At 45.7% G+C, this 14,871-nt stretch carries 11 protein-coding genes and 1 riboswitch; of the genes, 6 read left to right on the top strand and 5 right to left on the bottom strand.

Annotated features, from left to right (window positions below; translation table 11 throughout):
* The first annotated feature begins 90 nt into the window (after positions 1–90).
* Positions 91–453, top strand: a complete 363-nt coding sequence (locus tag SEDOR53_RS0108250; protein WP_026769304.1) for a hypothetical protein — start codon at positions 91–93, stop codon at positions 451–453.
* Between the two features lie 6 nt (positions 454–459).
* Here the strand turns inward: SEDOR53_RS0108250 and SEDOR53_RS0108245 are convergent, their stop codons facing one another.
* On the bottom strand, positions 460–1,941 hold the full coding sequence (locus tag SEDOR53_RS0108245; protein WP_037360819.1) for an NAD(P)/FAD-dependent oxidoreductase: 1,482 nt from the start codon (positions 1,939–1,941) through the stop codon (positions 460–462).
* Between the two features lie 66 nt (positions 1,942–2,007).
* Between SEDOR53_RS0108245 and SEDOR53_RS0108240 the strand changes: the two genes are divergently transcribed.
* Positions 2,008–2,460, top strand: a complete 453-nt coding sequence (locus SEDOR53_RS0108240; protein ID WP_026769302.1) for a GNAT family N-acetyltransferase — start codon at positions 2,008–2,010, stop codon at positions 2,458–2,460.
* Between the two features lie 4 nt (positions 2,461–2,464).
* On the opposite strand, the gene uvrA is transcribed toward SEDOR53_RS0108240, so the two are convergent.
* Complete coding sequence (gene uvrA, locus SEDOR53_RS0108235) at positions 2,465–5,326, bottom strand: excinuclease ABC subunit UvrA (RefSeq protein ID WP_026769301.1); 2,862 nt, start codon at positions 5,324–5,326, stop codon at positions 2,465–2,467.
* 86 nt (positions 5,327–5,412) lie between these two features.
* Positions 5,413–5,524: riboswitch (SAM riboswitch) on the top strand.
* A 133-nt stretch (positions 5,525–5,657) separates the two neighbouring features.
* On the opposite strand from uvrA, the gene SEDOR53_RS0108230 reads away from it, so the two are divergent.
* Genes SEDOR53_RS0108230 through SEDOR53_RS18540 form a run of 3 tightly spaced genes read left to right on the top strand, consistent with a single transcriptional unit; the run spans position 5,658 to position 8,722 of the window.
* Entirely contained in the window at positions 5,658–6,839 is a 1,182-nt protein-coding gene (locus SEDOR53_RS0108230; protein ID WP_026769300.1) for a PLP-dependent aspartate aminotransferase family protein, read from the top strand.
* A gap of 5 nt (positions 6,840–6,844) precedes the next feature.
* Positions 6,845–8,101 (top strand): homoserine dehydrogenase, encoded by a 1,257-nt coding sequence (locus SEDOR53_RS0108225; protein ID WP_026769299.1) that lies wholly within the window; start codon positions 6,845–6,847, stop codon positions 8,099–8,101.
* A 9-nt stretch (positions 8,102–8,110) separates the two neighbouring features.
* Positions 8,111–8,722 (top strand): phosphatase PAP2 family protein, encoded by a 612-nt coding sequence (locus tag SEDOR53_RS18540; RefSeq protein ID WP_051416554.1) that lies wholly within the window; start codon positions 8,111–8,113, stop codon positions 8,720–8,722.
* Here the strand turns inward: SEDOR53_RS18540 and SEDOR53_RS0108215 are convergent.
* Positions 8,719–10,188 carry a M28 family peptidase gene (locus SEDOR53_RS0108215; protein WP_026769298.1) on the bottom strand — a complete coding sequence of 490 codons (1,470 nt, stop codon included), beginning with the start codon at positions 10,186–10,188 and terminating at the stop codon, positions 8,719–8,721. The two genes, SEDOR53_RS18540 and SEDOR53_RS0108215, sit on opposite strands and share 4 nt — an antisense overlap.
* A gap of 185 nt (positions 10,189–10,373) precedes the next feature.
* Between SEDOR53_RS0108215 and SEDOR53_RS0108210 the strand changes: the two genes are divergently transcribed.
* Positions 10,374–11,414 (top strand): sensor histidine kinase, encoded by a 1,041-nt coding sequence (locus tag SEDOR53_RS0108210; RefSeq protein ID WP_026769297.1) that lies wholly within the window; start codon positions 10,374–10,376, stop codon positions 11,412–11,414.
* Here the strand turns inward: SEDOR53_RS0108210 and SEDOR53_RS0108205 are convergent.
* Together SEDOR53_RS0108205 and SEDOR53_RS0108200 are read right to left on the bottom strand one after the other, a co-directional pair.
* The gene (locus SEDOR53_RS0108205) at positions 11,411–12,919 is read right to left on the bottom strand and encodes an alpha-L-fucosidase (RefSeq protein ID WP_026769296.1); all 1,509 of its coding nucleotides are present in this window, start codon (positions 12,917–12,919) and stop codon (positions 11,411–11,413) included. The two genes, SEDOR53_RS0108210 and SEDOR53_RS0108205, sit on opposite strands and share 4 nt — an antisense overlap.
* Before the next feature lie 106 nt (positions 12,920–13,025).
* Complete coding sequence (locus SEDOR53_RS0108200) at positions 13,026–14,864, bottom strand: RagB/SusD family nutrient uptake outer membrane protein (RefSeq protein WP_026769295.1); 1,839 nt, start codon at positions 14,862–14,864, stop codon at positions 13,026–13,028.
* Between the last annotated feature and the right edge of the window lie 7 nt (positions 14,865–14,871).

The following is a 14,871-nucleotide window of genomic DNA, read 5'->3' as shown; positions in this document are numbered from 1 at the left end:
GCTGGTTAATACATTTTAACAAAAACAAATAAGTTATTCTGAATAATTTTAGGAATCAAAACTTCTCTCACTTACAAAAAGTGTATCTGTATGAAACGATTTCTATTCATTCAAGTAATCCTTATTTGTATTGCCATTCCTTCTTTTGCGCAAAAGAAAATAGAAAAATATTGCGTATTCGCTACTCATCCCAGCAATAAGGCAAGAGGTAAATTAGAAATTATTTTTGCGCGAGGCGACGTAGATTCTTTATTCTCATTCAAAGACAGTTCCGTTCAAGCAAATCTGATAAATATTGCCACTACTTTAAAAACGGAATCAGATTTATTGAATTATATGGCTTCTCAAGGCTGGTCTCTGGTAGCATATACGTCGCTAACTTTCCAGTACCAGCAGAGACATCTTATTTTCAAAAAAGAGTTTGACCTTTCAGAGTTAAAGAGTTCGCAGTAGGGACTGTTAAGCCAGTTTCTCGGGTACCATACGTCCTACTATCTTATCGGTTTCTTCAACGCCCCTGTCGCCACCTTCGTGGTATTCGGCATCTTCATTTACGTCCCAGAGATCGTAGACTTCTTTACCAGCCAGGATGTTCTTGGCAGCCAGCATTGCGGTCATCATACTGTGATCCTGGTTGTTGTATTTGTGCATACCATTACGGCCCACTAAATAAAGACCGGGATAATCTTTCAGCGCTTCCCTGACGTTTTCTACATTTTGCTTGTAGTCCTGGTCGTACACAGGATATGCTTTGGGTTGGCGTACCACATATCCATCGACCACTGCTGCTGGGTTGGTTAATCCAATCTGTGCAATTTCTTTCTTGGCCAACTCAATGAGGTCTTCATCCTTACTGTTCCATAAACCATCGCCTTCAAAACAAAAATATTCCAGTCCGTAACAAGCCATGTTCGGATCGGGTACCATATAGGGACTCCAGGATTTGAAATTCTGAATACGTCCCACTTTCACGCTGGGGTCATGGATGTATATCCAGTTATCGGTAAAAGCATCTTCATCACGGCAGATCAATACCACGGTAAGAAAATCCCTGTAACCCAGGTTCCTGGCCGATTGCAATGCTTTCTGCGGAAATGCGGGTGCAACGGATGCAACCAACTCGCGCATAGGTGCCGAAGAAAGAACATAATCGTATCCGCCGTAATCATTTCCATCTGTTGCATGCACCGTCCATTTACCACCGGCAGTGTCGATCCCCTTCACTCCGCAATTCATTTTTACTTCCACGCCCAGTTTTTTACTCTTCTCCACACATACTTCCCACATCATTCCGGGGCCCATCTTAGGATAACGGAATGAATCAATCAAGGTCTTAATCAATTTGTCTTTACCGTCGCTGCCCGATTTCTTTTGAGGGCGTAATGCATTCCAGATAGCGCTACTCAGCGACAATCCTTTGATACGTTGCGCGGCCCAATCGGCGCTGATCTCTTTACAAGGAATGCCCCATACTTTTTCTGTATAGGTTTTGAAGAAAATATTGAACAAGCGTTTCCCGAACTGATTGCTTACCCAGTCTTCGAAATTGGTAGGATTTTTTACCGGGAAAGCCTTTGCCTGCAGATAGCTCAATACACACAATGCACTCTCAATGATACCCAGTTTGCGGAGTGCGTCAAAAGCCACGAGTGGGTAAGAAAAGAATTTCTTGTTGTAATAAATACGGGAACTCCTGGGTCTTTCCAGCATTTCATCTCCCAGTATTTCTGTCCAGAAGTCTTCCACTTCTTTCGACTTGGAGAAGAAACGGTGTCCACCAATATCAAAATGGTATCCTTTGTATGATTCGGTGCGGGAGATGCCTCCTACATATTGCGGGTCTTTCTCAAAAACGGTCACGTCCTGTCCGCCTTTTCCCAATAAATAGGCCGCTGTGAGTCCAGCCGGTCCGGCTCCAATAATTGCCACTCTTTTTTGCATACTGATCAAATCGTATCTAAAAAATGCTTATACTCGCGAATACGCAAAGGTGTAAAAAAAAGCCCAATGAGCAATCCACCCTATCAATGTAATTATAAACCTTTTGAAGCGCTTACTGTAGCTGAGTTGTACGCCATTTTGCAATTGAGGAACAGGGTTTTTATCGTAGAACAACAATGCGTTTACGCCGATACAGATGGAAAAGATGCTTTTTGTTTTCACCTGATGGTATGGGATGATGATCAACTGGCTGCCTATGCGCGTTTGTTGCCGGCGGGGTTGACTTTTGAACAAGCATCCATTGGCCGGGTGGTCAGCGATCCCGAATACCGTGGAAAAGGCGCCGGAAAATTGTTGATGACGCAGGCGATTGCGCTTTGTCATGAATTATTCGGTCCCGGTCCCATCAAAATAGGTGCCCAGCTCTACCTTAAGCGCTTCTATGAATCGCTGGGCTTTGTGAAATGCAGTGAAATGTATTTGGAAGATGGGATTGAGCACATTGAAATGATGAGATAGCGCGTTAGTTAAGCTCCGTTTTCAAAAATTTCGCCGTATGACTCTGTTTATTGCCGATCATGTCTTCCGGCGTTCCTTCGAACAATATTTTTCCGCCGCCGTCTCCTCCTTCGGGGCCAAGGTCAATGATATGATCGGCTACTTTGATCACGTCGAGATTGTGTTCGATCACCAGCACGGTATTGCCGCGGTCTACCAGTTTGTTCAACACATCCAGCAAATGTTGTATGTCCTGGAAATGTAAACCCGTTGTAGGTTCATCGAGTATATAGAACGTTTTACCTGTATCTTTTTTGCTGAGTTCCGTTGCCAGCTTCACGCGCTGTGCCTCGCCACCACTAAGGGTTACAGCCGATTGGCCCAAGGTGATATAGCCAAGCCCAACTTCTTCCAGCACTTTTATTTTGCGGTATAGATAGGGTACCGCCTGGAAAAATTCGCAAGCTTCATCTACCGTCATGTTCAGCACATCGCTGATCGATTTTCCTTTATAACGTATTTCCAGGGTTTCCCTGTTGTAGCGCTTGCCATTGCATTTCTCGCAATGCACATACACATCGGGCAGGAAATTCATTTCAATCACCCGCATGCCTCCTCCTTCGCAAACATCACAACGGCCTCCTTTCACATTGAAAGAAAAACGTCCTACATTATATCCACGTACTTTGGCTTCAGGCACGGCAGCAAACAATGTCCGGATCTCTGTAAAGAATCCGCAATAAGTAGCGGGATTGCTGCGCGGCGTACGGCCAATGGGCGACTGATCGATCTCAATCACTTTGTCGATATACTCCAAACCCTTGACAGTCTTGAATGTCATAGGTGTTACCCGGCTATTGTAAGCATGCTTATATAAAATAGGGAATAATGTTTCATTGATGAGGGTTGACTTACCACTGCCGCTTACACCGCTTACCACGATCAGCTTGCCAAGCGGAAATTTAACATCGATGTTCTTCAGGTTATTGCCGGATGCCCCTTTCAATTCCAGTACTTTGCCATTCCCTTTTCTTCTTTCTTTGGGAATAGCAATATTTTTCTTACCGCTCAGGTAGAGCGCCGTATCGGATTTACTTTTCAATACTTCAGCCGGTGTGCCTGCCGCAACAATTTCTCCGCCATGTATACCCGCCCTGGGGCCGATATCCACCAGGTGATCGGCTGCCATCATGATGTCTTTATCGTGCTCTACTACCAACACGCTGTTGCCAATATTGCGCAGGTTCTGCAGGGCAGTGATGAGTTGGTGGTTGTCGCGCTGGTGCAACCCAATAGAAGGCTCATCCAGTATATACGTGATGCCTTGCAATTGAGAACCGATCTGCGTAGCAAGCCTGATGCGCTGCGATTCGCCGCCACTCAGTGTTTTAGAAGGTCTGTTGAGTGAAAGATAAGTAAGTCCCACATCCAGCAGGAAGCTCGTCCGCTCCCTGATCTCCTTCAAAATATCTTTGGCAATCACATTCTGTTTATTGCTCAGTCTTTTTTCTATTCCATCGAACCAATGGTAGAATTTATCCAGGTTGAGATTACTCAATTCGGCGATGTTTTTTCTATCGACTTTGAACCACAGGCTTTCTTTTTTCAAGCGGTTGCCATCGCAAGTGGGACAAGGCTTCAGTTCCATGAATTTTTCCACCCAGTCGCGCAGTACATCGCTGGTATTACCGGCAAACCATCTCCGCAGCATTGGAATGATGCCTTCAAATTCTCCTTCATAAGGTTTTCCATCAACGGGTTCATCTATTGAAATCGTTTCTTCATCAGCGGTATCCCCTGCCGCATTGCCATACAAGAGTATATTCAGCGCTGATGGAGACAAATCTTTGATGGGTTTATCCAGGCTGATACGATTCTTCTTAGCCAATGCTTCTACCTGCCTGAACAGGTGTGCGTCGCGCTGCTCTCCCAATGGCGCAATACCGCCGGCTTTGATGCTGATGGAATGATCGGGCATTACCGCTTCGAGGTTCACCGAATAAACATTGCCGAGCCCTTTGCAAGTGGGACAAGCACCATAGGGTGAGTTGAAAGAGAAAGCATTGGGCGAAGGTTCTTCATAGCTGATGCCGGTATCTTCACACATGAGCTGGCGCGAGTACTGCACCAGTTTATCATTATCATTCAGCAACAGGAACATCAGTTCCTTGCCCATTTTCAAAGCTTGTTGCACACTCTGGCTCAGGCGCACTTTCATGTCTTCCGTTACCTGTAACCTGTCTATCACAACTTCAATATCGTGTATCTTGTAGCGGTCCACCTGCATTTTCGGTTTGAGGTCCAGCACTTCCCCATCTACCCGCACTTTGAGGAATCCTTTTTTGCGTATCTCTTCAAACAGTTCGCGGTAATGTCCTTTCCTGCCTCGCACCATCGGCGCCAGCAGGCTCACTTTTTTATTTTTGAAACGGGTATAGATATTTTCAACGATCTCTTCTTCGCTGAACTTCACCATTTTTTTACCCGTATTATAACTGTATGCCTCTCCTATCCTGGCAAACAACAAACGCAGGAAATCATATACTTCTGTAACTGTACCCACTGTAGATCGCGGGTTCTTGTTGGTGGTTTTTTGTTCGATGGAAATAACCGGAGAAAGCCCGGTGATCTTGTCTACATCTGGCCTTTCCATATCGCCAACGAACTGGCGGGCATACGCGCTGAAGCTTTCCATGTACCGGCGTTGTCCTTCGTTGTAAATGGTATCGAAAGCCAGTGACGATTTACCGCTGCCGCTGACCCCGGTAAACACTACCAGTTTATTCTTTGGAATGGTAATATCGATGTTCTTGAGGTTGTGCTCTCTGGCACCCAATACATCAATGGATTCTTCTTCTTTTGCCGTTTTTTTTTGAGTCTTTGCCATAGCCGGATTGTAAAGATAGCACCCCCCCAGAATTTTTTTGCCGTTTATCCCGTGCATACTACCTTTGCCCCAGTTCTTTAAGCAACAACTTATCCAGAAAGGCAGAGGGAAATGGCCCTATGATGCCTTGGCAACCCATACCGCTTACTCAGCGGTACGAAGGTGCCAATTCCGTCCACAAAAGTGGGAAGATAAGTCAGAGTAACAGTTTGATCCTCAAGGCGGCCCTGTCGCTTCAAATATTTCAAGCTCATCTGACTTTACGGATGAGCTTTTTTCATCTGTAGGTTATTGCAAGAAGAAGATTATTAACAATTAAAAAATCTTCATCATGAGCAACGCAACACAACTCATCCACAACATCCCTGTGGATCCTTTAACCGGCGCCGTATCGGTTCCCATTTACCAGACTTCCACTTTTGTGCAGGAAGCGCCTGGTGTTAACAAAGGGTATGATTATACCCGTAGTGGCAATCCTACCAGGGCTGCACTGGAGCAATTGGTAGCACAATTGGAAAATGGTGCAGTTGGCCTGGCATTTGCCAGCGGACTGGCAGCTATCGACGCCGTGATCAAACTCCTGCACAGCGGCGATGAGATCATTGCAGTAGACGATATCTATGGCGGCGCGTTCAGGCTGTTCGACAAAGTGTACCAGCAGTATGGTATCAAAGTGAATTATGTAGACTGTTCCGACCTGGAGCAGGTTTTCAATGCCATCACGCCCCAAACCAAACTGATCTGGCTGGAAACACCTACCAACCCTACGCTTAAAATAGCCGACATTAAAGCCATTGCCCAACTGGCTAAAGTGCACCGATGTTTACTTTGCGTGGATAATACTTTTGCTTCACCCGCCTTACAACAACCTCTTTCATTGGGAGCTGATATTGTAGTGCATAGCGCTACCAAATACCTGGGCGGACACAGTGATGTGATTGCCGGCGTGGTAGTGGCCAGGGAACCTGAAATCGGCGAGCGGCTCAAATTCTTTCAGAATGCCTGTGGCGCTGTGCTCTCACCCTTCGACAGCTGGCTCACCATCCGCGGCATCGAGACCTTGTTCCTGCGCGTAAAACAACACTGCGCCGCTGCACTGGCCGTTGCACAATTCCTCGAAACCCACCCGGCAGTAGACAAAGTATTTTACCCCGGATTGGCATCTCATCCGCATCATGATATTGCCCGGAAACAGTCCAAGGGCTTCGGCGGTATCGTTTCTTTTACGTTGAAAGACGATACTGAACAAGCGGCCGTTTCTTTTGTTACCCATACACAATTATTCAAACTGGCCGAAAGCCTGGGTGGTATCAAAAGCCTGGTAGCACACCCGGCCAACATGACCCATAAATCCATTCCTGCGGAAAAAAGAAGAGCGGCCGGCGTGAGCGATAGCCTGGTCCGTTTATCAGTAGGACTGGAAGAAACAGAAGACCTGATCAATGACCTGGAAGCAACATTCCGGCATATTGAAAAAAACAGAAAAGAAAAACAGCAAGTAATAAACGCATAATACTAATGGAAGCACACAAACAATTGACAATCGGTTTATTCGGATTTGGTACAGTAGGCGAAGGTTTGTATAAAATATTACAGCAGACTCCTTCACTGAAAGCATCTATCAGGAAAGTCTGCATCAAGCACCCTGGCAAAAAAAGGGAGGCGCCCGCAGAACTATTCACGACCGACAGGGATGTATTATTGAATGATGAAAACATTAATGTGATCGTGGAAGTGATCGATGATGCCAACGCAGCATTCGAGATCGTTTCCAAAGCGCTCAAAAATGGCAAAGCTGTAGTAAGTGCCAGTAAAAAAATGATCGCCGAACATTTACCTGAAATTTTGAAACTACAGCAGGAAACCGACCAGCCTTTCCTTTGCGAGGCAGCGGCCTGTGCTTCCATACCTGTTATCCGTAACCTGGAAGAGTATTACGATAATGACCTCCTGCATTCCATTAGGGCTATTGTGAATGGTTCAACGAACTTCATCCTCACCAAAATGTTTGAAGACAAGCTCGATTTTCAATCGGCCCTTCTGCTGGCGCAGCAACTGGGTTTTGCAGAAAGCAATCCCAAGCTCGACGTGGAAGGATACGATGCCGTGAACAAATGGAGCATATTGCTCAACCATGCTTATGGCATTGTGGAACACCCCGATCATATCCTGTTCAGTGGTATTCAAAACATACAATTGAGTGATGCCCTGGTAGCCAGGGAAAAGCACCTCGATATTAAATTGGTAGCACAAGCTAAAAAACTGAACAACGGCGAAGTGGCTGCTTATGTGCTGCCCCAGTTTGTAAAACACGACGATCCGCTTTCTTTTGTAAAAAATGAATACAACGGCGTGGTAATTGAAAGTGGTTTTGCCGACAAACAATTCTTTTATGGCAAGGGCGCCGGTAGCTTTCCTACTGCTTCTGCTGTACTCAGTGATATTGCAGCATTACGTTACCATTACCGTTACGAATACAAAAAACTGTATCACCACCGGCCGCATGTGTTGGCCAATGATTATTACCTGAAAGTGTACGTGAGCTTCGACGACTGGAAATTCATTCCCCGTGATAAATTCGAGTGGATCGAAGAATGGCATGCAGAAGCCGAAAGAAAATACCTGATCGGCGTGCTGCATTGCAGGCACTTAACGGGCAGCAGTTGGTGGAAAGAAAACAATACTTCCTTGATCCTCACGCCCGACCCGTTGATCGATAACCTCGACATCATCAAGCTCAAAAAACGGAGCCTGGAGTTGGCCGGAGTTGTATAGATTTGCTTTATGCAGACATACCATTACAGGGTGTTCAGAAATGGAGCCTTGCTCACTGCTTCTACCGGTATCTTATTATTGTTAGGATCTGCCTGCCTGGGAAAGCAGGCAGCTTTTCTTTTGCTGAATGGCAACATGGGGCCAGTAGCTGACCAGTTCTTCAAATACTGGACCTATGTGGGAGATGGCTGGATATGGGTACCATTGTTCTTCTTCTTCCTGGTATATCATAGAAAATCATTGCCCCTGCTCATCAGCACCATTGCTTTGTCTACCCTCATTGCCCAGGGTGTCAAGAACTGGATTTTCCCAGGTGAGCCTCGCCCTACTAAAGCCATCGCCGATCTCTCATTGATCCATACAGTACCGGGCGTTGAATTGCATACTGTTAATAGTTTTCCTTCCGGACATACTACTACTGCATTCTCTATTTTCCTGCTGGTCTGCCTAATCATTCCACAACGCAGCATCGTGGTCATTTCATTCATTGCAGCATTACTTGTAGCTTATTCGAGGGTCTACCTGGCACAGCATTTCCCTACAGATATCGGTGGTGGTATGCTGGCGGCAGTGCTTGCGGTGTGGGCTTCATTGCAAATTCAGAAAGCTGTTAGTGCTTAGTTCTCCCATCTCCATTCCCCTGCAATCTGCAAAGGTTCTTTCAGATTATTTTTAATGAGGAATGTCTTGGTTTCAGCATCGGTAAAATGTTTGGCCTTGATTGTTTTGGCATCGGCGATACCATACAATAGCATACTGCTGAAGCGAACTGTGTTCTTCATCCCCTGTTCATCTACCAGTTTGAAATTATCGCAGTCGGCATGGTAACAAGGCCCAGCATTATTCGGCAATTTACCTCCTGCACCACCGCCTGTTGGTATGCCTTCCAGCATAAAGGGCTGGTGATCACTGTGCAGGCCCGCTCCTGCATAGAAGCTATTCTTAAAACTTGTGTCCAGCTTATGTGCAATAGCTCCGATCGACTCAAACAGTTCTTTGCTTTCGGCTGCACTCGTAGCATACCCTTTGGGATCATTGGTCATATCGTAATTGAGCATATAACGCAATTGCTGGATGCTACTGTCTTTCACTGCAGCTGCCACATACGCTTTCGATCCCAACAAGCCTTCTTCTTCGCCCATGAATAATACAAATTCTACCGTTCTTGCGGGGTGCAATTTCAACACTTTGAACGTGCGCGCCATATCCATTACGGAGAAAGAACCGATGCCATTATCTATGGCGCCTGTAGCAAGATCCCAGCTATCAAGGTGCCCGCCCACCACTATTTTCTCATGGGGTATCTTCCTGCCTTTGATGGTGGCGATCACATTCCGCGCTTTGATCATACCTGAAAAGTTGGTCATGTCGATATGCGCATATTGTTTCCCCGTCATCAACAAAGTCTTCAATGCCATACCATCTTCCTTGCCAATGCATACAGCCGGTATGGGTATCAGTTTGCCTGTAACAGAAGCTGTTCCTGTCAGGAGTATTCCTCCCTCGGCTGTATTGATCACGATGATGCCTTTGGCGCCATGTCTGATGGCGATGGCAGTTTTTTCTGAACGATGCAGGCTCCTGGTTCCTTCCTTTGAGCCAGCCAATACTCCCAAGTACACCAGCGCTATCTTGCCTTTGGCCTTACCGGGTGCCACAGCATAATCTTCTTCCAAACCATTTCCCATGTCCACGATCTCATCGGTCAGGTTTACTTTTACCGGTGAATGAGCCAGGGTTACTGATTTAACAGGGTTCAATTGTTGTTTATTCGGTCCAACAGTCAGTGATAATGTTCCGCGGCTCCAGCTCTCCACTTCAAAAGGCTGGTACCTGACGTCTTTAAATCCATAAGACTGTAACAGTTCATACGCATAGGTTTCTGCTTTAGCGCCATTGGCCGATCCGGTAAGGCGGTGTCCTATGGTGCCTGTGGCTGTTTTCAATGTATTGTAAGCCTGGGAATGGGACTGTACTTCATCATTGATGTGTTTGAAAATGGTGTTCCATGAGGGCTTTGCCTGTGCCGATGCTGTCAATGAATAAAACAAACCGATCATTACCAATACAAAAAATTGTTTCGCCATGTCAAATTGATTAGGCAGTCAATTTATCACTATTTGTGCAAGTGTTATAAAATTTTATGTGAGATGGCTTTTGGGCATTATTTTCATTGACTGGAAAGCCCGGCCGGACCGGGCAACCATATTATTTGCCGCATATCACTTGAAACTTTTCTTTAACTCACATGAATCAATAACTTCACAATAGCATGAAGAAGCATCTTGCCACATATTGGATATTGCAGTTTACGGGATGGGGGTTGTATTGTGCGGGATACATCTTTTTATACCTGACCATTTTACCCTGGCGGGAAGACTATTTTTATGCGCAACTGGCTACGCATGCCATATCGGGATTACTCCTTACCCACCTCATGCGCACGGTTATCCGGCGGTCGGGCGCATTGGATTATCCTTTTAAAAAACAATTACTCACAGTCATCCTGCTCTCACTTTGTTTTGCATTCCTGATCGGCGTAACTGCAGTGGGTCTCGAAAAGATCATGGACATACAAGATAAGCGGTCTGCCAAATATTCTTTTTTCAACATCGTATCCCGTTTTGCTATTTCTTATTTCCAGTTTGTTTTTTTGTGGAACCTGATCTACTTCACTTATCATTACATACAAAAAAACAAACAGCAGAAGATAGACCAGGCAAGGCTGGAGAGTCTGCTGAAAGAATTAGAGATCAGGACCATCAAAGCGCATATCAACCCGCATTTTATTTTCAATGCACTCAACAGCATACGGGCGCTGGTAGTGGAAGATCCGGAGCGGGCACGTTCGGCCATTACCCAACTGAGTAATATTTTACGCAATAGCATGCACGGTGATAAAGCCGAGAAAATATTGTTTGAAAAAGAATTGTCGGTAGCGAGGGATTACCTGGCACTGGAACTGATCCGTTTTGAAGACAGGTTGCATGTGAGTTTTGACATCGATGAAGACACGCTTGATCACCCTGTTCCCACCATGATCTTACAAGCCATGATTGAAAATGCACTCAACTATGGCATCAACCGGAATAGCAGCACCGGCAGCCTGCATGTATGGTCTAATTATACCAACCACCACCATGTATTCGGCGTTACCAGTTCTGGTTCTTTCAGGGAATATATTCATGAAAGAAAAGAAGGTATCGCCAAATTACAAGGCCGGCTGGATCTTATGTATGGTCCGGATGCCGGCTTTGGTGTTATACAAACCAGAGAAGGACTGATCGAGGCCAAGATCAGCATTCCTATTTAATCGCCTTTATACAATCCTAGCTCGGAGAGTGTTGGATTCAGCCGTGATGACAGTATGCGCAGCCTCACCTGTTTTGCATTCACCGCATTAAAACGCAGTAATCGCTTGTATCCTACCGTGCTGCCTTCTGTGATCTTTTTCCACTCGTTGGCTTCTTTATATTCCAACACAAAACTTTCTATACGCTGCCCTACAGCAATATTCTCCTGTAGTGACAAAATATTGAAGGTTTGGGCTGATGGAAATGTCAATTCGATAGTAGCAGTGGTATCTTGTCCTTTCGTAGTGAAATAGGTTTCATATTTTCCGTCTGTCATGGTATGGGTGTTCATCCCATTCGCGCATTTGATCACTGCATTTTTAGCCAGGTTCTGCTGAAAAGTGCGATCCATCAACTGTTTGAATCCCTGCAAATTTTTCACATCATACTCCGAAAGCCGTCCTTCCCTATTAGGTGGTATGTTCAGCAATAACACACCGTTGCGCCCCACCGAGCTGAAATAAATATCGAATAGCTGTTGCGGGGTTTTCACTTTGCTGTCTTCTTTAGTATGATAAAACCAACCTGGTCTTATAGAGACATCTGTTTCGGCAGGATACCATACCAATCCATGGGCATTTCTTATTTTATCGCGACTGCCCAGGTCATTTCCCCTCTTATCTCCTGTTGGTGCAAATGCAACATCTTTCTGCGAGTCACCGGCAATTTTCGCCATCATATTCGGATCGGCGGGTATCACGCTCCATTCCATTTCACGTCCCCTTCCGGTTTCAGTGCCTACCCATCTTACATCGGGTCCCATGATGGCAATGGTAGCGGTGGGTTGCAGGCGGCGGATCAGTTCGTACCACTTGTTGAAATCATACACCTGTTTCTTTCCATTAGGGCCTTCTCCATTGGCGCCATCAAACCACACTTCATCTACGCGGCCATATTGCGTTAACAGTTCTGTCAGTTGATTCACAAAATAATCGTTGTAAGCTTCAGTGCCATAGAGCGCCGAATTCCTGTCCCAGGGAGAAAGGTAAACGCCGAAACCCATGTTCAATTCGCGGCAGGCATCGGATACTTCTTTTACCACATCTCCCTTTCCGTTTTTCCAGGGCGATTGTTTAACCGAATGTTCTGTGTATTTACTGGGCCACAAACAAAAACCATCGTGGTGTTTAGCTGTGATGATCACTTGCTTGAATCCGGCTTCTTTAACTGTTTTCACCCATTGTTTGGCATCGAGGGCGGTTGGGTTGAACACTTTCTCGTCTTCTTTTCCATCACCCCATTCCTTGTCTGTAAAAGTGTTGACGCCAAAATGAAAGAAAGCAGTCAGCTCGAGTTTTTGCCAGCGTAGTTGCCTGGGACTGGGTGTAACATGGGCTGCCTTATAAATGATTTCTTTTTCCAATTCGCCGGAAGAGATGGTCACATAATTAGTTGCCGGCTTATTGAGTTGAGCTTGTAAGCCGAACGGTAAAGAACATAGCAAGAGCGCAGTGAATGATTTCATGTGATGATGTATTGGATTAAGGTTATCCTTTTATTCAGGTCGCAAAGATCATAAAAAAGCCACACAAAAATTTGTGTGGCTTTGCATACCTAATTTCGCTTGATCCTTATTCCGGTATTTTGTCTAGAGGTGGAACGTTCAATTCAAATCCCGTATAGCCCTGGTTCTGGTTGATGCGGCCATTGGTATTGGCATTGATAGCATCCTGTGGAACGGGCCACAATATGTGATAAGGGCTCATCTTATAGATATCGCTGTGAACGGTGGCGATGTTCTTGCGATAGAAATCGTTTTTCTCCAGTACGCGGTCATAAAAGAAATTAGCTGTAGAGAAACTGGCCGAAGTATAGGTCTTGCCATTATAGGGCGTACCTGTTTTAGCAAAAATATAAGCCATCCTGGTGAGCTCTGTCTTGCGTGGCTCTTCCCAGTACAATTCACGTGCACGTTCATCGAGCACGGTACCCAGGTTCACTTGCGCCGATGTATAAGGGGCGCATTTGGCACGGGTTCTGATTGTATTGATATCGGCTGTAGCGCTGGCTGCATCGCCCTTCCACAAATAAGCTTCGGCGCGGAGCAAATATGTTTCAGCCAACCTGAATACATACCAATCGGAGTGGCCACCCCTCATAGGGTTGTTCTCCTGGTCGGCCACAAACAACTTATAATGCGGCCAGGGGTACCAGTAGCGAATGGTATCGCCATTTTTCACCAACAGACTGTTGCCATTATACAAACGTAAGCGCTGTCCGTAATAAGGATTGTTGGCTTTTTTCAGCGCAGGATCATTGTAACGCAAGTTTTCCATGTACATCCAGTTACCCGAAGTAGAGTCATGCCTGAGGTCATTCACATCATCCCATATGTACACCGTACTATAAGGAGTCAGGCGACAACGGCCGATACCTCTTCCGTAATAGGAGAAATTGTCTATTTCAACACCTTGTGTTGTTGCTACTCCATTCTTCTGATCCGGGGTGATGATTTGTCCGCCTCCATACCAGGGTACTGCCTGCCGCATGATTGACATACCACCGGAATAAGCACCTACATCACCAAAACGGTCTGTTACCAGGAACAAGCCTTCGGTATTTGTGGGCAATGATTTGTTTTCGGGTCTGTGCAGATCCCAGGTTACATTTTTGGTGGCAACTCCTGCATCAACGCCAAAGCGTGATGTCATTAATCTGAAATAACCGCTGTTGATCACCGCATTGGCACTGGCAATCGCATCATCGAACAAGCCTAATGCGAGATTCACTTTGGTAAGCAGGTGATAAACAGCTCCGCGGTTCACATCGCCTTTATCGGTGATCCAGGGAACATATTTAACAGCGAACTCCAAGTCCTGCTTCATTCTTGCAAGAATCACTTCTCTTTTTACAGTAGCGAAATCTACCTTGGGGCCTGTCAATTCTTTCATCGGACAGGGTACATCGCCAAACTGATTTACCAGGCGGTAATAATCAAAAGACCGGAAGAAATAAGCTTTACCCAGGATGATGTTCTTGGCAGAATCGGGTATCGTTTTCACACCGCCAACCCTGGAAATCACTGTATTAGCAAGGCGTATACCTATATATTCCTGTGTCCAGTACCAACCAATCCGGTTATAGTCTACGTGGTTCAACTGCGCATCGGGTTTGATAAGGATGTCCATGTTCTGTGCCGGCCCGGTTTTGTCTGTAGTACCTTCTACCGCCACTTCCGAAAAAATATTTTCAGATATGATGGGCGCACCATCACCATAATATTCATCGCGCAGGTTCTTTGCACATGCCGCCAGCGCTGCATTGAAGCCGGGAATATCCACCATTGAATTATCCGGTGAATAGAAAGACAGGGGCTTCGGTTCCAGGAAATCTTTTTTACAACCTGCGCTGATCACCAGTACCATTGCCAGGCAGTAAAGTATTCGTTTATTGATATTGTTCGTTTTCATGCTTCTA

It is taken from the genome of Asinibacterium sp. OR53, assembly GCF_000515315.1.
Lineage (GTDB): Bacteria > Bacteroidota > Bacteroidia > Chitinophagales > Chitinophagaceae > Sediminibacterium.
This window is presented reverse-complemented; position numbering and strand designations above follow the sequence as displayed.